Source organism: Nocardia glycosmidis (assembly GCF_052545115.1).
In genome coordinates this window covers 185,465-206,607 of record NZ_JBQWRH010000002.1, presented here as the reverse complement: position 1 = coordinate 206,607, position 21,143 = coordinate 185,465, and the positions used below count along the sequence as shown (strand labels likewise).

The 21,143-nt window shown below is 68.1% G+C and carries 23 protein-coding genes; 13 read left to right on the top strand and 10 right to left on the bottom strand.

Annotation, left to right across the window (positions count from 1 at the left end):
• Positions 1-37: 37 nt before the first annotated feature.
• The gene (locus ACT86A_RS03425) at positions 38-328 is read left to right on the top strand and encodes a DUF2516 family protein (RefSeq protein WP_445090678.1); all 291 of its coding nucleotides are present in this window, start codon (positions 38-40) and stop codon (positions 326-328) included.
• Between the two features lie 94 nt (positions 329-422).
• The gene (locus tag ACT86A_RS03420; protein WP_445090490.1) at positions 423-1,466 is read left to right on the top strand and encodes an alpha/beta fold hydrolase; all 1,044 of its coding nucleotides are present in this window, start codon (positions 423-425) and stop codon (positions 1,464-1,466) included.
• A gap of 29 nt (positions 1,467-1,495) precedes the next feature.
• Here ACT86A_RS03420 and purU read toward each other — a convergent pair whose 3' ends face one another.
• On the bottom strand, positions 1,496-2,377 hold the full coding sequence (purU, locus tag ACT86A_RS03415; protein WP_445090489.1) for a formyltetrahydrofolate deformylase: 882 nt from the start codon (positions 2,375-2,377) through the stop codon (positions 1,496-1,498).
• Positions 2,378-2,459: 82 nt separating this feature from the next.
• The gene (locus tag ACT86A_RS03410) at positions 2,460-3,008 is read right to left on the bottom strand and encodes a GNAT family N-acetyltransferase (protein WP_445090488.1); all 549 of its coding nucleotides are present in this window, start codon (positions 3,006-3,008) and stop codon (positions 2,460-2,462) included.
• 173 nt (positions 3,009-3,181) lie between these two features.
• Between ACT86A_RS03410 and deoC the strand changes: the two genes are divergently transcribed.
• Positions 3,182-3,850, top strand: a complete 669-nt coding sequence (gene deoC / locus ACT86A_RS03405) for a deoxyribose-phosphate aldolase (protein WP_445090487.1) — start codon at positions 3,182-3,184, stop codon at positions 3,848-3,850.
• Between the two features lie 89 nt (positions 3,851-3,939).
• On the opposite strand, the gene ACT86A_RS03400 is transcribed toward deoC, so the two are convergent.
• Entirely contained in the window at positions 3,940-4,662 is a 723-nt protein-coding gene (locus ACT86A_RS03400; protein ID WP_445090486.1) for an LmeA family phospholipid-binding protein, read from the bottom strand.
• A gap of 99 nt (positions 4,663-4,761) precedes the next feature.
• Between ACT86A_RS03400 and ACT86A_RS03395 the strand changes: the two genes are divergently transcribed.
• Complete coding sequence (locus tag ACT86A_RS03395; RefSeq protein ID WP_445090485.1) at positions 4,762-5,373, top strand: hypothetical protein; 612 nt, start codon at positions 4,762-4,764, stop codon at positions 5,371-5,373.
• Between the two features lie 19 nt (positions 5,374-5,392).
• On the opposite strand, the gene ACT86A_RS03390 is transcribed toward ACT86A_RS03395, so the two are convergent.
• From ACT86A_RS03390 to ACT86A_RS03380, 3 genes are all read right to left on the bottom strand, one after another.
• Entirely contained in the window at positions 5,393-6,199 is an 807-nt protein-coding gene (locus ACT86A_RS03390) for a class I SAM-dependent methyltransferase (protein ID WP_445090484.1), read from the bottom strand.
• A complete protein-coding gene (locus tag ACT86A_RS03385) occupies positions 6,169-6,690 on the bottom strand; it encodes a DUF2505 domain-containing protein (protein WP_445090483.1) in 522 nt (173 codons plus the stop codon). Before ACT86A_RS03385 ends, ACT86A_RS03390 begins: the two co-directional genes overlap by 31 nt.
• Before the next feature lie 120 nt (positions 6,691-6,810).
• A complete protein-coding gene (locus tag ACT86A_RS03380; protein ID WP_445090482.1) occupies positions 6,811-7,296 on the bottom strand; it encodes a DUF2505 domain-containing protein in 486 nt (161 codons plus the stop codon).
• 141 nt (positions 7,297-7,437) lie between these two features.
• Here ACT86A_RS03380 and ACT86A_RS03375 point away from each other — a divergent pair, with 141 nt between their 5' ends.
• Positions 7,438-8,478 carry a UDP-N-acetylmuramate dehydrogenase gene (locus ACT86A_RS03375; protein WP_445090677.1) on the top strand — a complete coding sequence of 347 codons (1,041 nt, stop codon included), beginning with the start codon at positions 7,438-7,440 and terminating at the stop codon, positions 8,476-8,478.
• 98 nt (positions 8,479-8,576) lie between these two features.
• Positions 8,577-9,797 (top strand): L,D-transpeptidase, encoded by a 1,221-nt coding sequence (locus ACT86A_RS03370; protein ID WP_445090676.1) that lies wholly within the window; start codon positions 8,577-8,579, stop codon positions 9,795-9,797.
• A gap of 98 nt (positions 9,798-9,895) precedes the next feature.
• On the opposite strand, the gene mscL is transcribed toward ACT86A_RS03370, so the two are convergent.
• Both mscL and ACT86A_RS03360 read right to left on the bottom strand, forming a co-directional pair.
• Complete coding sequence (mscL, locus tag ACT86A_RS03365) at positions 9,896-10,333, bottom strand: large conductance mechanosensitive channel protein MscL (protein WP_445090675.1); 438 nt, start codon at positions 10,331-10,333, stop codon at positions 9,896-9,898.
• Between the two features lie 66 nt (positions 10,334-10,399).
• Positions 10,400-11,134 (bottom strand): SDR family NAD(P)-dependent oxidoreductase, encoded by a 735-nt coding sequence (locus ACT86A_RS03360; protein ID WP_445090481.1) that lies wholly within the window; start codon positions 11,132-11,134, stop codon positions 10,400-10,402.
• 253 nt (positions 11,135-11,387) lie between these two features.
• On the opposite strand from ACT86A_RS03360, the gene mshA reads away from it, so the two are divergent.
• The 7 genes from mshA to ACT86A_RS03325 all read left to right on the top strand — a co-directional run bounded on the left by mshA (position 11,388) and on the right by ACT86A_RS03325 (position 19,673).
• Complete coding sequence (gene mshA / locus ACT86A_RS03355) at positions 11,388-12,833, top strand: D-inositol-3-phosphate glycosyltransferase (protein ID WP_445090480.1); 1,446 nt, start codon at positions 11,388-11,390, stop codon at positions 12,831-12,833.
• Positions 12,830-13,333 (top strand): type III secretion system chaperone family protein, encoded by a 504-nt coding sequence (locus ACT86A_RS03350; RefSeq protein WP_445090479.1) that lies wholly within the window; start codon positions 12,830-12,832, stop codon positions 13,331-13,333. The genes mshA and ACT86A_RS03350 overlap by 4 nt, the downstream gene beginning before the upstream one ends.
• Before the next feature lie 98 nt (positions 13,334-13,431).
• Complete coding sequence (locus ACT86A_RS03345) at positions 13,432-14,322, top strand: ROK family protein (RefSeq protein ID WP_445090478.1); 891 nt, start codon at positions 13,432-13,434, stop codon at positions 14,320-14,322.
• Between the two features lie 83 nt (positions 14,323-14,405).
• Positions 14,406-15,143, top strand: a complete 738-nt coding sequence (locus ACT86A_RS03340; protein ID WP_445090477.1) for a phosphoglyceromutase — start codon at positions 14,406-14,408, stop codon at positions 15,141-15,143.
• Between the two features lie 262 nt (positions 15,144-15,405).
• Complete coding sequence (locus ACT86A_RS03335; RefSeq protein WP_445090476.1) at positions 15,406-17,451, top strand: CocE/NonD family hydrolase; 2,046 nt, start codon at positions 15,406-15,408, stop codon at positions 17,449-17,451.
• 300 nt (positions 17,452-17,751) lie between these two features.
• A complete protein-coding gene (locus ACT86A_RS03330) occupies positions 17,752-18,987 on the top strand; it encodes a sensor histidine kinase (RefSeq protein WP_445090475.1) in 1,236 nt (411 codons plus the stop codon).
• A complete protein-coding gene (locus ACT86A_RS03325) occupies positions 18,984-19,673 on the top strand; it encodes a winged helix-turn-helix domain-containing protein (RefSeq protein ID WP_445090474.1) in 690 nt (229 codons plus the stop codon). Before ACT86A_RS03330 ends, ACT86A_RS03325 begins: the two co-directional genes overlap by 4 nt.
• Before the next feature lie 140 nt (positions 19,674-19,813).
• Here the strand turns inward: ACT86A_RS03325 and ACT86A_RS03320 are convergent, their stop codons facing one another.
• Both ACT86A_RS03320 and ACT86A_RS03315 read right to left on the bottom strand, forming a co-directional pair.
• Positions 19,814-20,143 carry a hypothetical protein gene (locus tag ACT86A_RS03320; protein ID WP_445090473.1) on the bottom strand — a complete coding sequence of 110 codons (330 nt, stop codon included), beginning with the start codon at positions 20,141-20,143 and terminating at the stop codon, positions 19,814-19,816.
• Positions 20,144-20,243: 100 nt separating this feature from the next.
• A complete protein-coding gene (locus ACT86A_RS03315; RefSeq protein ID WP_445090472.1) occupies positions 20,244-21,116 on the bottom strand; it encodes a DUF3109 family protein in 873 nt (290 codons plus the stop codon).
• Positions 21,117-21,143: the final 27 nt, after the last annotated feature.

Here is a 21,143-nt window from a genome sequence, read left to right as displayed (position 1 = left end):
TGCGCGGGGGCATTGCTCTTATCATGGTGTGGTGACTATGGTGCACGGACTGACCGGGATGATCCTGCTGGTGCTGTGGCTGGCGGCGCTCGGGGCGACGATCTTCGCGCTGATCCACGCGGTGCGTCAGCGTTCGGACGCGTTCACCGCGGTCGACAAATTGACCAAGCCGATCTGGCTGGCGATCCTCGGGGTCGCCGTGCTTGCGCTGCTCCTCTCACCCGCCGGGCTCGGCCTGCTTTCCTTCGCGGCGATCATCGCGACCGGTGTCTACCTCGCCGATGTGCGGCCCAAGGTGGACGAGGTTCAACGGGGTCCGCGCTGGTGAGGGATTAGTTTTCTCGGACGGCTCAGGGTGCTTGCTCTGGCAAGCAGCGCGCATCGGTGTTACTGTATCTAGCAGTAACACAAAGGAGTGTTCGATGCGCGCTATGTTGCCGACCTCGTTGACGAGTTTCCGGGCCCTGCTGCGGGGCTTGCGCGACGCGCACAGCGCGCAGCTGCGTTCCCGTACCTACCGGACCGCGGCGTTCAATCCCCCCACGACGGCCCCCGAGATGATCCCGGTACGCGGCCGGGACGGCGCGCTGCTGCGGGTGCACGCCTACGGCCCGTCCGATCGGCCGGTCATCGTGCTGATCCATGGCTGGACCTGCTGCCTGGAGTATTGGCATCCGCAGATCAACGCTTTCGCCGGGGAATACCGCGTGATCGCCTACGACCAGCGCGGCCACGGCGAGAGCGAGTACGGGGCCGGCCAGCTGAGCATCGACCTGCTGGCCGACGATCTGGCCGCAGTACTGGACGCCGCGCTCGCACCCGGGCAGCGGGCCGTGCTGGTCGGTCACAGCCTCGGCGGCATGGCCCTGCAGGCATGGGCCGGTCGATACCCGGAGCGGGTCCAGCGGCAGGCGTTGGCGGCGCTGCTGGTCAACACCGCCGCGGACCGGCTGATCCTGGAGACCACCCTGGTGCCGCTGCTGAACCGGCCGCTGCGGCTGCTGCAACTGAAGGTGCCGCTGCCGTTCCTGTTCGGCCGGCTCGGACTCGGGGCTCCGATGATCTTCCCGCCCATCGCGCCGGTGCGCTGGCTGTTCACCCGGCAGGTTCTCAGCACCGCGGCGAAAGGCGACGTACCGGCGTTCAGCATGGCGATAGTCCGCTCATGTCCGGCGTGGGTGCGTTCCAGGTTCGGTGTTCTGCTCGCCACAGTGGATGTCGGGCAGTCGGTGCGCAATCTGGTGGTGCCCACGACGGTGCTCGCAGGGCAATTCGACGACCTGACCCCACCGGTCCATTCCGAGCGGATCGCCCAGATGCTCCGGCAGACCGGCAGCTTGGTGCGCTACGGCGTGCTGCCCACCGGTCACCTGGGCAATATCGAAGCCTATGAACGGTTCAACGGGGAGCTCGCGCGTGTGCTCGCCGAGGTATGCGCGCGCGGGCGCGCCGACCTCGCGGGCTGACCCGCGAATTCCAAGGTTCCCGCGAGCGGTCAGGTAAAGACGACCGTGCGGCGGCCGTGCACCAGGACACGCCCTTCCAGATGCCAGCGCAGGCCGCGCGCCAGCACCACCCGTTCGATGTCGCGGCCCTGGCGGACCATGTCGCGCACTTCGTCGGCGTGGTCGATACGGATGACGTCCTGCTCGATGATCGGGCCCGCGTCCAGTTCCGCGGTGACGTAATGGCAGGTCGCCCCGATCAGCTTCACACCGCGGGCGAATGCCTGATGGTAGGGGCGGGCGCCGACGAACGACGGCAGGAAGCTGTGGTGAATGTTGATGGCCTTGCCCGCCCAGTGCTCGCACAGCTCGGTCGGCAACACCTGCATGAACCGCGCGAGCACCACCGCGTGCGGGTTGTGCGCGTCCACCAGGGCACGGACCTGCTCGAACGCCGGCCCGCGCTCGGCCGGGTCCTTCGGGAACGGCACGTGATGGAACGTCACTCCGTGCGCCTCGGTCATCGCGGCCAGATCCGGATGGTTGCCGATCACCGCCTCGATGGTGGCGGGCAGCTCGCCGCTGGCGGCGCGTCCGAGCAGGTCGTGCAGGCAGTGACCGTCCTTGCTGACCAGCAGGACCGCTCGGCGGCGCTCGTGCGAATCCAGCAGTTGCCATTCGGTTTCCGGACCCAGACCGGCCGCCAGCCCGGCGAACCGGTCCCGTAATTGGGCGAGCGAGAACGGCACCGTCGCGGCCTTGATCGCCTGACGGGTGAAGAACCAGCCGGTCTCCAGGTCGGAATGGTAGCCCGCCTCCACGATCGAGCCGCCGAACTCGGCAATGAACGAGGTGATCCCCGCGATGATGCCGGGGCGATCCAGGCACCCCAGCGTCAGCACGTAGCGGTGGTCGTCCGGAACGGAACTCATGATGCCATCCTCCCAGATGGGTTGCGCCGGATTTGCCACGGTTTCCGGGCGTCGAGGACGGCCGCGCCGAAACCGAGGCGGATCAGAGATCGTAAAACGGGTCGGCGTAATGGAATTCGCCGACTATGTGGGTGTCGTAGGCCGACAGGGAGCGGACCTGGAAATGACTGACCCAGGCGGGATCATCGGGGGTGATGCCGATGCGGGCGGCGGGGACGAAGCCGAAGCGGGGGTAGAACTCCAAGCTGCCGAGCAGGCCGACCAGCGTTTCGTCAAGGGCATCGGCGGCGCCGAGGGCCGCGTGCATGAGCGCCGAGCCGACGCCTGCCCCTTGACGCGCGGCGAGCACGCCGACCGGGCCGAGGGCCAGCACCGGAAACGGGCCGACCGTGGCCCTGGTCAGGCACAAGTGGCCGACCACGTGGTCGTGCTCGATCGCCACCAGGGAGAGCGTGGGGATCCACCCAGCGTCGCTGCGCAACCGGGCGACAAGACCCACTTCGGGCGGATCCGCGCGGTCGCGGTCGCCGGTCGCAGAATCGATGGCGGTGGCGTAGTGCGGTGCGAATGCGCTGCGGTGCACCGCAGCGATCGCCGCGGCGTCGTCGGCGCATTCGCGACGGATCAGCACGATCGTCTCCTCCCGAACGAAATGGGGCCCATCCGCACACGTTAGTCAGTTGACCGTAGCGGCACGCTGTTCGATGCGCCGTCAGCTACGAGTTTGCGTGAAGCGCTTGCGGGCGCGCAACGGAATTCGCCCTGCGAACGCGGTCTGGGTTCGGTGTGTCAGACTTTCGACCCATGGCAGATTCCGCGTCGCTGACCAGGTCCGAAGTGGCCGCCATGATCGACCATACGCTGCTGGCTCCGGAGGCGACCCCCGCCGAAGTCGCCGCACTGATCGAGGACGCGCGCGGGTTGGGCGTGCTCGCGGTCTGTGTATCGCCATCCCTGTTGCCGGTGCACGCGCCCGGGCTCCGGGTGGCGACGGTCGCCGGATTCCCTTCGGGGAAACATCATTCGCTGGTGAAGGGGACCGAGGCGCGGCTTGCGGTGGACCAGGGAGCGGACGAGATCGATATGGTGATCGACGTCGGCGCGGCGCGTACCGGGGACTACACGGCGGTGCTCGCCGACATCATCACGGTGCGCGAGGCGATCGGCGATCGGGCGCTGCTGAAAGTGATCCTCGAATCCGCCGCCCTGCCGGATCAAGCGATCGTGGAGGTCTGCCGGGTGGCCGAGCGCGCCGGTGCCGATTTCGTGAAGACCTCCACGGGCTTTCACCCTTCCGGTGGCGCCAGCGCCCACGCGGTGCGGCTGATGGCGGAGACGGTCGGGGGCCGGCTCGGTGTCAAGGCCAGTGGTGGGATCCGCACCGCCGCGGCCGCGGCCGAGATGATCGCGGCGGGTGCGACCCGGCTGGGGCTGTCGAAATCCCGCGACGTCCTCGACGGTTTTCCGGCCTGACGCGTCCGCCGGAAAGCTGTTCGTGGCGCGGGCGTTCGGGCCTCGGGCGGGTCGGCGGCCGACCGAAATGCGCTGCGGCTGCCCGAGTTTCAGCAGCCGGCCCCGGAGCTGTTGCCCGCAGGCTCCAGCTGGGTGTGTCCACCGGCCAGCTTGACGGCGACGCCGGAATCGGTGACCTGCAGGTTCGTCGCGGTCATGCCGAGCGGGTAGCTCTGCAGGCTCCGGGTGAACAGGTCGACGATGCTCTGCACCAGATCGGCGGGCACGCCGATGCCGAGCAGTTGCGCCGACATCGTCTCCACTTCAACTGTCCCGTTCTTGATCTGCGGCTTCAGCTGAAGCTCGGCGAGGCCACCGAGCACGGCCAGGGTGAGCATGCCCGAGCCGGCCGAGGAGCGCACGCTGCTGACCATGCCGCCGAGCGTCTCCCGGATACCTTCGTTACTCCAGGTGACGTCGGCGGAGGAACTGCCGATCGTGCTGCCGTTGCGATCCGCGACGTCGACGTCGCGGAAGACCGCATGGACCACCATGCCGACAGCGGGGCCGAATTTGGTGTCGTCGCTGTTCACCCGCACCGAGGGCACCTTGCCGTCGATCCAGGTGACCAGCATCGGCTTGGGACCGAAGCTCACGTTGATCTTCGATCCCATCTCCTTCTCGAACTGACTGCTGATGCAGCTCGAGACCGAGTGCCTGGCATAGGCCTCGCCGCCGACCAGGACTGTCGCGAGCAGAACCGCAACCACGGTCAGGGCGATCAGCAGGGCACGCCGGTTGATCCTCGAGGTGGACGGAGCGTTCGTACTCATGCTGGCGATTCTTCCCGACCTTTCTGTGCGGTCTCTGTGGCGGCATTGAGGACATCGAATGTGACATGCGACATAGATCCCGCGCGTAGCCTGAGGCGCATGGCTGGCGATGCGGTACGCGGCACGATCGGACCCGCGGAACAAGGATGGCGTGTTCTGCGCCGATTAGCCGGTCGGCACGCCGGTTTCTTCACCACCCGGCAGGTGCTGCGCACCGCGTGCGCGGAGCGGGTGCGGGACGGGCTCGGCGACGGTTCGGTGACCAGGACGGGGACGAGCGGTCTGCTGCGATTGGCCGGCTGGCGGGAGGGGCCACTCGACGCATACGCGATGTGGTCGGCCTGGTTCGACGGAGCCGCGGTCGTCTCCCATCACAGCGCTGCGGAGTTGCACGGCTTCGGCCGGCTGTCGCCGCGGTTCCTGCACCTGTCGGTGCGCGCGGGCAGCCCGCAGGCGCCACCGGGATTGGTGGTCCTGCGCCGCTCCCTGACCGAGGCCGACGTGGAATCAGCCGGTCCGTTCCTGGTGACGACACCGGTGCGCACCGTGCTCGACTTGGCCGAGGCCGGTATCGGTCAGGCCGCCCTGAACGAAGTGGTCGCCGACGCGGTCGCGATCCACCGCTGCGTAGGCGAGGAGATCACCGACGCCGGCGCGCGGTTGTCGCCCCGCGCCGCGAGCAGGGTGTACCGCGCGCTCGCCGTAGCGTGACCGGACCGCTGCGTTCGTTTCAACGCATGCCGAGCGGCGCCACAGCCGACCACGGCACCGAGAGCACGTTGTCGCGCAGGCGGCGACGGTAGTGGCGGATCGGGAAACCGTCCTCGCGCAGCGACCGTGCGGCCGCCCGCCAGCGGACGCGGGGACCGTAGGGCGCCAGCGGCGCCGCACGGGCCCACGCGCGATCCGCGGCGGTGAGCAGCGTGTGGATCGGCTCGCCGGGAATATTCCGGTGGATCAACGATTTCGGCAGCCGCTCGGCGAGATCGGAGGGCCGCTCGACGGTGAACGGATCCCAGGCCAGCGTGAGTGAGCGCGGGCCGGTGCGGTCGAGCAGCACCCACGCGCAGCGCCGGCCCACTTCGTCGCAGGTGCCATCGACCAGCAGACCATCCGGCGCCAGCCCGGACCGGATGGTCGCCCACGCGTGCGGGACCGCCGATTCCGGATACTGCCGCAAGACGTTGAACGCGCGCACCAGAACCGGTCGCAGCCCCGCCAATTCGAAACCGCCGCGGGCGAAGACGACGCCGTCGCGGCCCGGCACCACGCGCTGCGGATCGATCTCCAGCCCGACCACCCGGACATCGGCACGCACCGCGCGCAGCCGCGCGGCCAGCTCGAACGTGGTCCAGGGGCTCGCGCCGTACCCGAGGTCGACCACGAGCGGATCGGCCGTCTCGCGTAGTCGGGCGGCGACGAACTCGTCATTGATCAGCCAGCGATCGCTGCGGCGCAGACGGTTGACGGCGGTGGTGCCACGGGTGATGGTGCCGACCGGTTTGGTCAGCGGCTGGGGTGGTGTTCTGCCAACCACTGAACCGTGAACTCGGCCTCGGCGCGGAACAGGTCGACCAGGTTCACCAGCATCAGCTGCTCCAGGCGCGGTCCGACCATCGGGATGAAGACCTTCGCCTCCGAGGAAAAGCGCATGGTGCAGCCGGTTTCGGTGGGGAAGATACGGATGGTGCCGCCGAGGCTGCCCGGTCCCGCCGGAATGGACGCCGAGTACTTGCCGGTGATCTCGTCCGCAGCGTAGGGGCCGTAGCGCTCCTTGCGGGTGATCACCATGTCCTTGCGCATGACCGTCTGCGCGATCTCCGGCAACATCTCGCGGGGCAGGACGTGGCGCAGTTCCACGTCGATGCCGCCGTCGCCCGCCGCCAGCTCGGCCACGTCGTTGCCGGGGGTGTACTTCCGCATCTCCTCGATCCGCGCTTCCCAGAAGTCACGGCTCGACAGCGCCGCGTACAGCTCTTTTGTGGTGTGCAGCGGATAACGGGCGGAGTAGTCGAGTCGGCGTGCCATGGGCTCACAGATTACTGGGTCCGGTAACACCTACCGCGACGGGCGGGTGGTGTGCGGAGGCCACACAAACGCTGGTGCCGGACATGCGGTTGCACCCGGTGCGGGATTGTCCGGCGCGAATCAGTGTGCCGTGATCCAGGCCTCGGTGAACTCCGCCTCGTTCTTCAGCAGCTCGGTGAGGTGTTCGTCGATCGCGTTCTCGATCTTGCCGCCGAACAGTGGGATCTTCACCTCGATCGTGCCCTCGACCACTACGGTGGCGCCGGAGCCGTCGGCGGACAGCGTGATGGTGCCGTGTACCTCGGCGGGCGCACCCTCGACGCGCGCTTCGAAGCCGGCCGTGTCGCCGCTCCAGTGCTCGACGCGCGGAATGATCAGGCCACCCGGGCGCACTGCGGTGATCGCGGCGGGCAATTTGTCGGCGGCGATGGCCTGCACCATTTCGACGCGCACGTGGTCACTGCTGATGGTGACCGACTCCAGGCGGGCGCCGGCGCCGCCGACCTCGGTGATGCGGTCTTTCCAGTACAACTCGTTCGCGAAGGCCGCGCGCACGGCGGTGGGGGAATGCGAGTAGCGGGCCGTATACGCCAGCGGTGTAGCCATGGGTGCACACGCTACCGTGTGGCGCGCCGAGCATACGAGCGGTGCATCGGGCCTCCTCGTAGTGCGCAGTGCACGCTACCGTGTGGCGTGCGAACTTCACGTGTGGTGCCGTCGGATCTCCTCGCCGACACCGGTGCGCGGCTGCGCACCGACGTGCGGCTGGCGGAGCTGACCACGCTGCGGGTGGGCGGACCCGCCCTGGTCGCCGAGTGCGCGACGACTCGAGCGCTGGTCGCGACGGTGCGCGCGCTGGACGCCGCCGGTGTCCCGCTGCTGCTGCTGGCGGGTGGTTCGAATCTGCTCGTCGGCGATGACGGTTTCGATGGTGTGGTGGTCCGGGTCGCCACCACCGGTGTCGAGATCGGTGCCGGTGGCGTGGTCGCGGAAGCGGGCGCGAACTGGGAGGATGTTGTACGCGCCACGGTCGCCGCCGGCTTCGGTGGGCTGGAATGTCTGTCCGGTATTCCCGGTTCGGCGGGCGCGACGCCGGTGCAGAACGTCGGCGCGTACGGCGCCGAGGTGGCCAACCTGCTACGCCGGGCGCGTCTGCTGGACCGCGCCAGCGGCGAGATCCGCTGGGTGACAGCCGACGAGCTGGGCTTCGGCTACCGCACGAGCGTGTTGAAGCACCGAGATGACGCCGTAGTGCTCGCGGTCGACTTCGCACTCCGCGCCGACGGTTCCAGCGTGCCCCTGCGCTACGGCGAACTGGCCACCGCGCTGGGCGCCGAGGTCGGCGAGTCCCGGCCCGCGGCCGACGTCCGGGGCGCGGTGCTACGGCTGCGCGCGAGCAAGGGCATGGTGCTCGACCCGGCCGACCACGACACCTGGAGCGCGGGATCGTTCTTCACCAACCCGGTGGTCGCCCCCGCTCGGGTGGCGCGGGTTCAGGCCGCGATCGCCCGGCATGTGGGCGATGTCACGGTGCCGACCTACCCGGCGGCGGGCGGAGTCAAGTTCTCCGCGGGCTGGCTGATCGAGCAGGCCGGTTTCGGGAAAGGATTCCCTGGCGCCGAGGCGCGGGCCCGGCTGTCGACGAAACACACCCTGGCGCTGACCAATCGCGGTAACGCCAGCGCAGCCGACCTGGTGGCGCTGGCCAGAACGGTGCGCGACGGCGTCGCCGACCGCTTCGGGATCCGCTTGGAACCGGAACCCGTCACCGTCGGTGTCACGCTGTGATCGTCGCCGTCGCGGCGAGCCTTGAAGCCGTCGCCGTGCTGTGACGACAGGTCCGGCCGCGAGGTCCGCGTAAATTCGAACAAGTGAGTAACCGTCCGATGATGCGCCGCCCGGTGGCCGCGGTGTCGGCCGTGCTGCTGATGGTCATCGCGCTCGTGGCAGGGTGCGCGATGGACCGCGGCGCACCGGCCGGACGAGGTCCCGGTCCGATCGCCAAGGTGACGTTGGTTCCCGGCGCCGACGCCGCCGACGTCAACCCGACCGCGCCCGTTTCGGTGACGATCAGCGACGGCACGATCGACCAGATCGCGCTGACAAATGCCGCGGGCAGGCAGGTCCGCGGCGAATTCGCGCCGGACAAGCGCGGCTACGCCATTACCGAGCCACTCGGCTACGGCGCCACCTACACCTGGTCGGGGACCGCGATCGGGACCGATGGCAAACCGATCCCGATCGAGGGATCGTTCCGCACGCTCGCGCCGAAGAGCACGGTGCCCGCGACCGTCAATATCGGCGACAACCAGGAGGTCGGCATCGCCGCACCGATCATCCTGCAGTTCACTTCCGCCGTGTCGAACAAGGCCGCGGTGGAGAAGGCGCTCACCGTCACCACCGACCCGCCCACCGAGGGCGCGTGGGCCTGGTTTCCGGACGACGGCGGTTCACGGGCGCACTGGCGGCCGAAGGATTACTGGACACCCGGCACCACCGTGCACGTCTCGGCGCGGCTCTACGGACTCGACCTGGGTGGCGGCAACTACGGCTACTCCGATCTGACGTCGGACTTCCGCATCGGCCGAAGCCAGATCGTCAAGGCGAGTGCGCCGAGTCACCGCATGCAGGTGGTCCGCGACGGACAGACCGTGTTCGATTTCGCGGTCAGCTATGGCGAGGGCAACGAGCCACGCAATGTCACACGGTCCGGGATTCACGTGGTCACCGAGAAATATGACGACTTCATGATGTCGAATCCGCCGTATTACACCAATGTCCGCGAACGTTGGGCGGTCCGCATCTCCAACAACGGCGAATTCATCCACGCCAATCCGGCATCGCTTTCCGCGCAGGGCTCGGCGAACGTCACCAACGGTTGTATCAACCTGTCGCCCGGCGACGCGCAGGCTTATTTCCCCACCGCGCTCTATGGTGATCCGGTCGAGGTAACCGGGACGTCTATCCCGCTCTCCGCCGCCGATGGAGACCTCTACGACTGGACCATCGACTGGAACACTTGGAAGAGTATGTCGGCGGCCCAGGGCGCACCGTCGGCGGTGGTGTCGGCCACGCCGGTGCCGCCGCAGCCGGTCGGTCGGCGCTGAGCTGTGCTATCGGCCGCGCAAGCGCGGCCCAGGCGCACGCTCGTAAGACATGGCTGTAGCCAAGCGCCCGGCTCGGCCAGTCGAGGGTTCCGGCGCCCCTATATCCTGCTCTCTTGTTCGATTCGGCGGTCGGCGGTTCTTTCGGCGAGCACCGTCTCGTGCCGCTCGGCGAGCAGGTCGCGGATCTCGATCAGCAGTTCGATCTCGGTCGGCTCGGCCGCTTTGGTGGTGCCGAAGCGGTTCTTGATCGTCTTCATCGGCAGGATCAGCACGAAATACAGCACGGCCGCGACCATGACGAAATCGATGGTCGCCGTGATGATCGGCCCGATCGCGATGAACGTGGCGGGCTTGGATGCGATCAGCTGTACGCCGAGACCCAGTTCGTTGGTGCTGCCGAAGACGGCGAGCAAGGGGTTGACGATCCCTTTCGTCACCGAGGTCACTACGGCGGTGAACGCGGTGCCCATCACGACCGCGACCGCGAGGTCGATGACGTTCCCCCGCATCAGGAACTCTTTGAAGCCTTTGAGCATGAGCCGAACCACTCCCATCCGATGTCCTGTGTTCGGTCTGTCGGATGCTAACGGCTCACGAGCAACTCAACCGCGCCGGGCGAATCGGGCCGGGTCGGCCTGGTCGCGTGGCTTCACGATGATTTGATCCAGATTCACGTGCGGGGGCCGCGACGCCACGAAGCCGATGATCTCCGCGATGTCCTGGGCGACCAGCGGGTCGATGCCCTGGTACACCTTGGCGGCGCGTTCGGCGTCGCCACCGAAGCGCACGAGCGAGAACTCGGTGTCCACTGCGCCAGGGGCGATTTCGGTCAGCCGTACCGGCTGTCCGAGGAGTTCGCCGCGCAAGGTGCGGTGCAACACGGCCTGCGCGTGCTTGGCCGAGGTGTAGCCGGAGCCGTTGTCGTAGGCGGTGAACGCGGCTACCGACGTGATGGTGACGATCAATCCATCGCCGGAGTCGATCAGCTTGGGCAGCAGGGCTTTCGTGACGCGCAGGGTGCCGAGCACGTTCGTCTCCCACATCCAGCGCCAATCATCCAGATCGGCCTCGGCGACCGACGCCATGCCTTTGGCGCCGCCCGCGTTGTTGACCAGCACGTCGACCCGCTCGACCGCGTCGGCGAACGAGCGCACCGACTCCTCCGAGGTGACGTCGAGTTCCAGTGCGGTGCCGCCGATTTCGTCGGCGAGTACGCGCAGCCGGTCGATTCTGCGGGCGCCGACGTAGACGTGGTAGCCCTGTTTCGCCAGCTCCCGGGCAGTGGCCTCCCCGATTCCCGAGCTGGCTCCGGTGACGACGGCGGTGCGAGTACTCATGCCTGTCATCCTAAGTGCGCGGTGTTTGCCGGAGCCGAGCTGTCGCCCGAAGGAGGGTCGGCCTGAGCTCGTGCCGATTCGGGACGTGGTCGCCGATCAGCGACGTGGTTACAGCCTGTTCATCGAGGATCGCTCCCGGTTCGCCGCCGAGCCGAGCGCGTTCGTCGCGGGCCGGTGAGCTACGCATCCGCTGTGTGATAGGTCTCACTCGGAGCGGTCCGGGCGTCCGGGAGCGAGAAGGCTCCGTGCAAGTATGGACAGCGTGAGTCAGCGCCAGGACCTACGGCCGAACCGTATTGCCGTGCTATCGGTGCATACCTCACCACTCGCCCAGCCAGGAACCGGTGATGCGGGCGGTATGAACGTCTACGTGCTGCAAACCGCCGTTGAGCTGGCTCGGCGCGGCACCGAGGTGGAGATTTTCACCCGGGCCACCTCGTCGAACGTCCCGCCGGTCCAGGAGGCCGCGCCCGGCGTGCTCGTGCGCAATGTGGTGGCCGGCCCGTTCGAGGGACTGGACAAGCACGATCTGCCCACCCAGCTGTGCCCGTTCACCGCGGAGGTGCTGCGCCAGGAGGCCAGGAACCTGCCCGGCTACTACGACCTGGTGCACTCGCACTACTGGCTGTCCGGTCAGGTCGGCTGGCTGACCAGGGATCGGTGGCGGGTGCCGCTGGTGCACACCGCGCACACGCTCGCGGCGGTGAAGAACGCCGCGTTGGCCGACGGTGACTGCCCCGAACCGGCTACCCGCGAGATCGGCGAGAAGCAGGTGATCGCGGAGTCCGATCGGCTGGTCGCCAACACCGTCGAGGAGGCCCGTCAGCTGGTCGAGCTCTACGGCGCCGACCCCGAGCGGATCGATGTCGTGCCACCCGGGGCGGACCTGAGCTGCTACCACCCTGGCGACCGAGCCGCGGCCCGCGCGGCGCTCGGGTTGTCCGCGGACGAGCAGATCGTCGCGTTCGTCGGTCGCATCCAGCCGCTGAAGGCGCCCGACGTGCTGGTGCGCGCCGCCGCCGAGGTGCTGCGCGCCGATCCGGAATGCGCGTTGCGCGTCCTGATCGTCGGCGGGCCGTCCGGCAGTGGCCTCGAGCGACCGGACGCGTTGATCGAGCTGGCCGCCGAGTTGGGCATCGCCGAGCGGGTCAGCTTTCTGCCGCCGCAGCCACCGGAGCGGCTGGTGCTGGTCTACCGCGCCGCCGATCTGGTCGCGGTGCCGAGCTACAACGAATCTTTCGGCCTGGTCGCTATCGAGGCGCAGGCCAGCGGCACCCCGGTGCTCGCAGCCGACGTCGGCGGTCTCGGCACGGCTGTGCGGCACGACGTCTCCGGCCTGCTCGTCGCGGGACACCGCACCGCGGACTGGGCGAATGCGCTGCGCCACCTACTCGACGACCCCGATCGGCTGCGTCGGATGAGCGCGGGCGCCGTCGCGCACGCCGCGAACTTCTCCTGGGCGCACACCGCCGACGGCCTGCTCGCCAGCTACTCCGCGGCCCTGGCCGGTTTCCACGGCGACCGCGCCGTGCCCGGCGGCGGTGGTCTCGCACCCGGTGTGTTGCGCGACGACGCCTACGACCTCGTCTCCGGCGAGCGCACCCCACTGGCCGGTGAACGGACGGCCGCTCTGCTCGGGGAGAACAGCCAGGCCAGGTCGCGGGCGCTGTGGCAGCGCCGCGCCGGAGTGCACCGGTGACCGAGGTCCAGGCAACCGCGCAGGTCATCGACGCGACGCTGCGGGAACGGGAGATCGAGTACACCCGCCCTGGCGAGGCGACCTTCGTCGTCGTCTTGCCCGGCGAGCGCAAGCTGAAGACCACCGTGATGCTGACGGTGGGCAAGCACGGGATCCGCGTCGAAGCTTTTGTCTGCCGCAAGCCGGACGAGAACTTCGAGGGCGTTTACAAATTCCTGCTGCGCCGCAACCGCAGGCTCTACGCCGTGGCCTACACCCTGGACCGGATCGGCGACATCTACCTGGTCGGCCGGATGGCCACCCACGCGGTCACCCCGGACGAGCTGGATCGGGTGTTCGGCCAGGTGCTCGAGGCCGTCGACGCCGATTTCAACGTGCTGCTGGAACTCGGATTCGCCGAATCCATTCGGCGGGAATGGCAATGGCGCGTCTCGCGGGGCGAGTCGGTGCAGAATCTGCGTGCCTTCGAGCATCTGGTCGACCCGGCCGACCAGCCCTGAGCGGCCGGTCCGGCGAATCCGGCGCTTCGGTCAGTGTCCGGGTGACAAGCTCAGCTTGCTCGGATCGGTGCAGGGGAAGGGCGGTGAGGGGGAAAGGTATGACGGTTCTCGCTCTGGATATCGGCGCGACGAAGTTCGCGGCCGGGGTGGTACATCCCGGCTACGCGGTAGGGGACGTGCGCCGAGTGGATGTGCCGCGGGCGGGCGTGTGGGATGCCTGTCGCGGACTGCTGCTCGAGGTGGCGGGAGCGGAGTCGATCAGCGCCGTGGGGATCGGTTCGGCCGGGCCGGTGGATGTGCGAACGGGTGTCACCGGGCCGCTGAACATTCCCGAGTGGAAAGCGGGGTTTCCGATCGTCGCCGCCGTGCAGGAGCTGTTCGCCTCGGCCACGATTCGATTCGCTATCGACGGTGCCTGCCTCGCGTTGGCCGAGCACCGTGTCGGCGCGCTGCGCGGAGTGTCCGATGCCCTGGCCATGACCGTGTCATCTGGGATCGGCGGCGGGCTGATCGCGGGCGGCACAGTGCTGCTCGGGCGCACCGGCAATGCCGGGCATGTCGGGCACATCGTCGTGCCGGGTTGGGATACGCCGTGCGGGTGCGGCGGCGTGGGGTGCGTCGAGGCGGTCGCCAGTGGCATGTCGTCGGTGCGTTGGGCACGCGAGCAGGGGTGGCCCGGCGCCACCGGTGCCCAGTTGGCCGTGGACGCGCACGCGGGCGACCGAATCGCCCGCGCCGCGCTGCACCGGGCGGGCACCGCGCTGGGGACGGCCATCGCTTCCGCCGCCGCCCTGCTCGACATCGACCGGGTGGTGATCGGCGGCGGCTTCGCGCAATCCGGTGCGCCGCTGTGGGATCCGCTGCGGGCGGCGGTGGGCGAGCACGCCCGGCTGAACTTCCTGCGGGAACTGCGCGTGGAGCCGTCCCGAATCACCCACGGCGCCACGCTGGTGGGCGCGGGTGTACTCGCCACGGACCACACGGTCTGACTTCGCACTGGTCCCGCCCGGCCGGTCGGGGCCAGTGGCGGAACCGATGCGACCCGGCCGAGCGCGCATGGGAGGATGGCGGCATGACGTACACCCTCGTGCTGCTGCGCCACGGCGAAAGCGAATGGAACGCCCTGAACCTGTTCACCGGCTGGGTGGACGTGCACCTGACGGACAAGGGCATCGCCGAGGGCAAGCGCGCCGGGGAGCTGCTGGCCGAGCACGGCATCCTGCCGGACATCGTCTACACCTCGCTGCTGCGCCGCGCGATCTCCACCGCGAACATCGCCTTGGACGCCGCCGACCGGCAGTGGATTCCGGTGGTCCGCGACTGGCGGCTCAACGAGCGTCACTACGGCGAGCTGCAGGGCAAGAACAAGGCACAGGTCCGGGAGAAGTACGGCGACGAGCAGTTCATGCTGTGGCGCCGCAGCTACGACACACCTCCGCCGCCGATCGATCCGGCCAACGAGTACAGCCAGGAAGGTGACCCGCGGTACGCGGGCATCGATGTCCCGAAGACGGAGTGCCTACTCGATGTCGTGAACCGGATGGTCCCGTATTGGGAGTCGACCATCTCCAAGGACCTGCTCGCCGGCAAGACCGTGCTGGTCGCCGCGCACGGCAACTCGCTGCGCGCACTGGTCAAGCACCTCGACCAGATCTCCGATCAGGACATCGCGGGCCTGAACATCCCTACCGGCATCCCGCTGCGTTACGAGCTCGACGAGAACCTGCGCCCGGTGCGTCCCCATGAGTACCTGGACCCGGAGGCGGCCGCCGCGGGCGCCGCCGCCGTCGCCGGGCAGGGCGCCAAGTAACCCGCGAACGCGAATTTCCCACCCGCCGCCACCCGAATGGGTGGCGGTGCGGTTGTCTTACGGCTCGTTCGGGACCGCTTCCGGTTGGGGCGTCGTGCGACACGCCCGCCCGGGTAAACGCCAGTTGGCAGTGGGGGGTCTACGGTTCCTGCGGTGAGCCGTGATTCTGCTGGCGAGATCGAGCTATGACCGGCATGACCAGTGCAAAGGCCGGTCGATGTAATCACGTCCGTTCGGTTGGCCGAGAGGTGGACCGCGTCCGGTGAAGCACGTGTTGCGGGCCGCAGTGGCGGCGCTCGCTGTCGCGGCACTCGTCCGGTGCCCAGCCGATGGCGCCGCCGCTGTGCCACCGACCGGTCCGGACGGCGGCCGGGCCGGGGCTGCGTGGACGGCGACCCAAGACGGCCCACAGCGGTACCCGAACATCCACATTCAGTGGGACGTCCCGATCACGATGAGTGACGGCACTGTCCTGAAGGGCAATGTCTACCGGCCCGCGGACGCCTCGGGTCTTCCGATCGGCACCCCGACGCCGACGGTGGTCAACATGACGCCCTACACCAAACTGGTGTCGAATCTGGCCGATCACGCGCAATCCATTCCCGGCCTGTCCGGCGCGCTGCTCCAACTGCTGCGGCAGATCGATCTGAGCGGCACTCCGTTGTCCGGCGTCACCGACTTGACCAAGGCGTTCGGCGGCGGCGAGTTGCGCAATTTCACCGTCGACCGCCAGCTGATCAAGAGCGGCTACGCGCAGGTGGTCGTCGACGTGCGAGGTACCGGCTTCTCCCAGGGCACCTGGGACATGCTGCGCGGTCGCGAGCAGCGCGACACCGTCGAGGTGATCGACTGGGCGGCGCGACAGCCGTGGTCCAACGGGCGCATCGGCATGAATGGCATCTCCTACTCGGGGATCAATCAGCTGCAGGCCGCCGAGCGGAATCCACCTGCCCTCCAGGCGATCTTCCCCGTCGTGCCGGGCAGCGACCTGGTGAACGACGTACTCGCGCCCGGCGGCGGCTTCGGCTTCACCTTCATCCCGCTGTGGCTCACCGCGATCAATGGACTGAAGCTGATTCCCGACCTCGCGTCCGTGCTCGCCGGGCAGCTCGACACCACCTGGCTGGCCGACCGCGCCCGTGACCCATGGACATTCATGGACGTCCTGCTCAACGTGTACACCACCGCCCGGATCGACGATCTCGACCCACGCGCGAAGGAACTGCTGACCGACAGCTCCGGGTCGCGACAGGACTGGCTGGGTGATCCGAGCCGGATCCAGGCGCCGACCTTCGTCACCGGCGGCTGGCACGATCTGTTCACCTACTCGGAATCCAAGATCTACAACGAGATCCCGCTGCTGCCCGGCCGAAAGCAGCTACTGGTGGGCAATACCTATCACCTCAACTCGGGCAACGAGTACGGTCAGCCGGGCTTGCCACCGCGGCTGGACGTGCTGCAACGCGCGTGGTTCGACAAGTGGCTCAAGGACATCGACAACGGCATCGAGCAGTACGGCCCCGTCACGGTGCGCCGGCAGGGCGGCGATTGGATCAGCACCGACTCCTTCGCCGCGCCCGTCGACGAAACTGGTCCGGTGCACCGCAGGATGTACCTGTCGGCGGCGCCCAGTGGCATGGCGAACAGCCGCTACGACGGGTCGCTCACACCGGAAGCAACCGGCGAGACCGCACGCCTGACCGTCGCGCCCGGCTTGACCGGTCTGTGCTCGAACGATGCCGCGCAGGGCAGCGCGGGCGTGCTGTCGGTGATCGACGGCTGCGCGAAGGACGCCAGGATCCAGGAGCGCAACGGGCTGACCTTCACCAGCGCCCCGGTCCTCGAGCCGACCTCCGTCTCCGGTCGGATCGCGGTGCGGCTCAATACCGTTCAGGATGCCGCCGACGGTTACTGGGTGGTCACGGTGAACGACGTCGCGCCGGACGGCCGATCCGGCGTGCTGTCGTCGGGGCAGCTCATGGCCTCGCTGCGCGCGATCGACGATGCGAACAGCACGAAATCGGCCAATGGTGACTACACCGACCCGCGCCCGTTCACCTCGTTGGATCGGCGGCAGCCGACCGTCCCCGGTGAGGCGACCACGCTGGACATCGCGCTGCCCGCCACCGAGGCGATCCTGCAGCCCGGCCACCGCCTGCGGGTCGACGTCTACGCGGGCAACTTCCCCAAGGGCCTGCCGATTCTGCCGATGCTCATCGACACGGGGCTGCGGCCACAGCATGTCCAACTGGATCCCGAGCGGCCGAGTTTCGTCAATGTCCCGGTCCGTGGGAATCCGGGCTGGTAATCGGCGCGGTCCGACCGTGCACCTTTGCGCATCGTGGAGGCGCTGCATGTGGAGACGACTGACTTCGACACCTGAGTGCGTGCGCGTGAATACGTCCAGATGCCGAGCGGCTTTCAACGCGGGACAAGCACGGCGAATACCGCGTCCGCAACCTGCTATGGGCTGAAGACACGCAGCGGCGAGGAGTACGGGCGAACGGCGCGTAAACATGCGGCTAACGTGTCCATAAGGTGCCATGACCTGCGCGAAACTTCGCGCACCCGCCGTTGGCCGATCCGTCGGCGACCGTACGATTCAAGGGTGAGTGTTCCCCAGGCCGTGCTCTTGGCAGTCCTCGCGGCTGTCGTCGGTCTGGCAGTCGGCGGGCTACTGATCCCGTATGTGAATGCCAGGCAAGCCGCCCGTAGGCAGGCCGACTCCGGGCTCACCATGTCGCAGGTCCTCGACCTGATCGTGCTCGCTTCCGAAAGCGGTATCGCGGTGGTCGACGAGTATCGCGACGTAGTGCTGGTCAATCCGCGCGCCGAGGAGCTCGGCCTGGTGCGCAACCGCCTGCTCGACGAGCGCGCCTGGGTCGCGGTGGAGAAAGTGCTCGGCAGCGGCGAGTCCGCCGAGTTCGACCTCACCGCCAAGAACCCCGTCCCCGGCCGCGGCCGCATCGCCGTGCGTGGCGTCGCCAGGCAACTGTCGCGCGAAGACACCACGTTCACCGTGCTGTTCGCCGACGACGATTCCGAGCAGGCGCGGATGGAGGCCACCCGGCGCGATTTCGTCGCCAACGTCAGCCATGAGCTCAAGACCCCGGTCGGTGCGATGAGCCTGCTGGCCGAGGCACTGCTGGAATCGGCGGAGGACCCGGAGGCCGTGCGGCACTTCGGTCAGCGCGTGCTCGGCGAATCGCGGCGGCTCGGCAAGATGGTGACCGAACTCATCGCGCTCTCGCGTCTGCAAGGTGCGGAGAAGTTGCCCGAGCTCGAAGTGGTGGACGTGGACACCGTGGTGATGCAGGCGGTGGACCGCTCGCGTACCGCCGCCGAGGCCGCCGGTATCACGGTCAGCACCGACCGGCCGAGCGGCCTGGAGGTGCTCGGCGATGAAACCTTGCTGGTCACCGCCCTGTCCAACCTGGTGGAGAACGCGATCGCCTATTCACCGCCCGGTTCGCACGTGTCGGTGAGCCGCTCGCTGCGCGGCGATCATGTCGCGATGGCGGTCACCGACCGTGGCATCGGCATCGCCAAGGAAGACCAAGAGCGAGTTTTCGAACGATTCTTCCGATCCGACAAGGCACGTTCCCGCTCCACCGGCGGTACCGGGCTCGGTCTGGCTATCGTCAAACACGTGGCCGCCAACCACAACGGGGAAATCACCCTGTGGAGCAAGTTGGGTACCGGATCGACGTTCACTTTGCGCATACCCGCCCACCACGAAGCGGGCGCCGACGACGATCACGACGGCACTGTGGTGAGCACGATAGAAACAAGCCCGCGTCCGTCAGGGCCGGGCCGACCGAATGGTGTGGAGGCACGCAGATGACGAGTGTTCTGATCGTCGAGGATGAGGAGTCGCTGGCCGATCCGCTCGCGTTCCTGCTGCGCAAGGAGGGTTTCGAGGTCACTGTGGTCGGTGACGGACCGTCCGCGCTCGCCGAATTCGACCGGTCCGGGGCGGACATCGTGCTGCTCGATCTGATGCTGCCCGGCATGAGCGGCACCGACGTGTGCAAGCAGTTGCGCATCCGCAGCGGCGTCCCGGTGATCATGGTCACCGCGCGTGACAGCGAAATCGACAAGGTGGTCGGCCTGGAACTCGGCGCCGACGACTACGTCACCAAGCCGTATTCCGCGCGCGAGCTCATCGCGCGCATCCGCGCGGTGCTGCGCCGCGGCGCGGGCGAAGACCTGGACGGTTCCAATGAGAGCGGCGTGCTGGAGGCTGGTCCGGTCCGGATGGACGTCGACCGGCACACCGTCCTGGTGAACGGCAAGCAGGTCACGTTGCCGCTCAAGGAATTCGACCTGCTCGAATATCTGCTGCGCAATTCCGGGCGGGTACTCACCCGCGGGCAGCTGATCGACCGGGTGTGGGGCGCGGACTACGTCGGCGACACCAAGACGCTGGACGTGCACGTCAAACGGTTGCGCTCGAAGATCGAAGCCGATCCGGCCAAGCCGGAGCACCTGGTCACGGTGCGCGGCCTCGGCTACAAGCTGGAGGCGTAAAACCCACCCGACACCCCATGTGCTCACGAAACAGCACAACTGATCTCGTGAGCACATGGGTAACTCGCCGGGCACGCCCAGAACCCCCCCGGGGGGCGCCGAACCGACCAGTACGGCCTGAAGACGGGGAGGTGGGAAGGCTACGGCAAGTAGATCCAGGTGGTGCCGAGCGGGGTCTCGGTCTTCTGCAGGGTGATCCAGCCCAGGGCGTCTTCCTGCATGCAGTCGTAGAGGTCAGCGGTGTTGGTGCCGCGGCAGGCGATGGTGTGCGAGGTGCCGTATGGGCTCGCGATCAGGAGCTTGCCCGCGGCCTTGGCGTTGCCCGCGGCCGGATCGGTGGCCGAGACGAATTCCGAGGTGAAGTCGTAGAACTTGTGCGGGTCGCCATTCGGCTCCGCGTGGGCTACTCCGGTCAGCGAGAGGACGGCGCCCAGCGCGATGGTCGCCGTGGTGAGAACTTTCTTCGACATAGCGGCACATCAAACCCCATTCGGGTAAAGCTCGCATGGCGAGGGGGTGAACCCGGCACCGGAGGCGGTGGCGCTGCGCAAGCGCTCGGTGCGCAAACGATCAGGCCGGCGGGTGGGCGCAATCGCGCATCCGCTCGGCGTGCACGGTGGCCGGGTGTACGGCGATCAGTCCGAGGCCCTCCCGGCGCTTGCAGTGCCTGGCCAGCTCCTCGTAGGCGGGTGCGCCGATCAACTCGGTCAGTTCCGGCGCATAGGTCTGCCAGACCGGCTTGCTGCCGACGTGGGCGTCGGGGGAGCCGGAGCAGTACCAGTCCAGATCTGTTCCGCCCGGGCCCCAACCGCGGCGGTCGTACTCGGTGATCATGGTTCGAAGGATCTGCACGCCGTCCGGGCGGTCCACCCAGTCCTGGGTGCGCCGGATGGGCAACTGCCAGCACACGTCGGGCTTCACTTCCAGCGGTTCGATGCCGCGGCGCAGTGCCATGGTGTGCAGTGCGCAACCGACGCCGCCGGCGAAGCCGGGGCGGTTGAGGAAAATGCACGCGCCGTCGAACCGGCGGGTGCGCAGCGCGGGCTCCTCGTCCAGCTCGTCGAGCTCGAGATAGCCCTTCTTGGTGACCTTGCCTTCCGCGTTGACGGCTTCATCCCGCAACTGCCAATCCTCTGGTGTGAGCATTTTCACAGCACGTTGCAGCCGTTTGCGGTCGTCCTCATCGGAGAGGAAGGCGCCGTGCGAGCAGCAGCCGTCGTCCGGCCGATCGGCCAGAATCCCCTGACAGGCCGGTGTGCCGAAGACACACGTCCAGCTCGACAACAGCCAGGTCAAATCGGCGACGATCAGATGCTCGTCGTTTGCCGGGTCAACGAACTCGATCCATTCCCGGGGAAAGTCGAGATCGACTTCGGGGGTCGGGTCGATCTTTCCTGCTGGTCGGGGCCGGGTCTGGCTGCTCGCGGATGCGCCTACCGTCACACATCCAGACGCTAACAGCTCGATCGC

What these genes read in the sequence shown, in the direction of transcription:
- ACT86A_RS03425 (WP_445090678.1), top strand. Translation starts at nt 38, where the DNA reads ATGGTGCACGGACTGACCGGGATGATCCTGCTGGTGCTGTGGCTGGCG.
- ACT86A_RS03420 (WP_445090490.1), top strand. Translation starts at nt 423, where the DNA reads ATGCGCGCTATGTTGCCGACCTCGTTGACGAGTTTCCGGGCCCTGCTG.
- purU (WP_445090489.1), bottom strand. Translation starts at nt 2,377, where the DNA reads ATGAGTTCCGTTCCGGACGACCACCGCTACGTGCTGACGCTGGGGTGC.
- deoC (WP_445090487.1), top strand. Translation starts at nt 3,182, where the DNA reads ATGGCAGATTCCGCGTCGCTGACCAGGTCCGAAGTGGCCGCCATGATC.
- ACT86A_RS03400 (WP_445090486.1), bottom strand. Translation starts at nt 4,662, where the DNA reads ATGAGTACGAACGCTCCGTCCACCTCGAGGATCAACCGGCGTGCCCTG.
- ACT86A_RS03395 (WP_445090485.1), top strand. Translation starts at nt 4,762, where the DNA reads ATGGCTGGCGATGCGGTACGCGGCACGATCGGACCCGCGGAACAAGGA.
- ACT86A_RS03385 (WP_445090483.1), bottom strand. Translation starts at nt 6,690, where the DNA reads ATGGCACGCCGACTCGACTACTCCGCCCGTTATCCGCTGCACACCACA.
- ACT86A_RS03380 (WP_445090482.1), bottom strand. Translation starts at nt 7,296, where the DNA reads ATGGCTACACCGCTGGCGTATACGGCCCGCTACTCGCATTCCCCCACC.
- ACT86A_RS03370 (WP_445090676.1), top strand. Translation starts at nt 8,577, where the DNA reads ATGATGCGCCGCCCGGTGGCCGCGGTGTCGGCCGTGCTGCTGATGGTC.
- mscL (WP_445090675.1), bottom strand. Translation starts at nt 10,333, where the DNA reads ATGCTCAAAGGCTTCAAAGAGTTCCTGATGCGGGGGAACGTCATCGAC.
- ACT86A_RS03360 (WP_445090481.1), bottom strand. Translation starts at nt 11,134, where the DNA reads ATGAGTACTCGCACCGCCGTCGTCACCGGAGCCAGCTCGGGAATCGGG.
- mshA (WP_445090480.1), top strand. Translation starts at nt 11,388, where the DNA reads ATGGACAGCGTGAGTCAGCGCCAGGACCTACGGCCGAACCGTATTGCC.
- ACT86A_RS03345 (WP_445090478.1), top strand. Translation starts at nt 13,432, where the DNA reads ATGACGGTTCTCGCTCTGGATATCGGCGCGACGAAGTTCGCGGCCGGG.
- ACT86A_RS03340 (WP_445090477.1), top strand. Translation starts at nt 14,406, where the DNA reads ATGACGTACACCCTCGTGCTGCTGCGCCACGGCGAAAGCGAATGGAAC.
- ACT86A_RS03325 (WP_445090474.1), top strand. Translation starts at nt 18,984, where the DNA reads ATGACGAGTGTTCTGATCGTCGAGGATGAGGAGTCGCTGGCCGATCCG.
- ACT86A_RS03320 (WP_445090473.1), bottom strand. Translation starts at nt 20,143, where the DNA reads ATGTCGAAGAAAGTTCTCACCACGGCGACCATCGCGCTGGGCGCCGTC.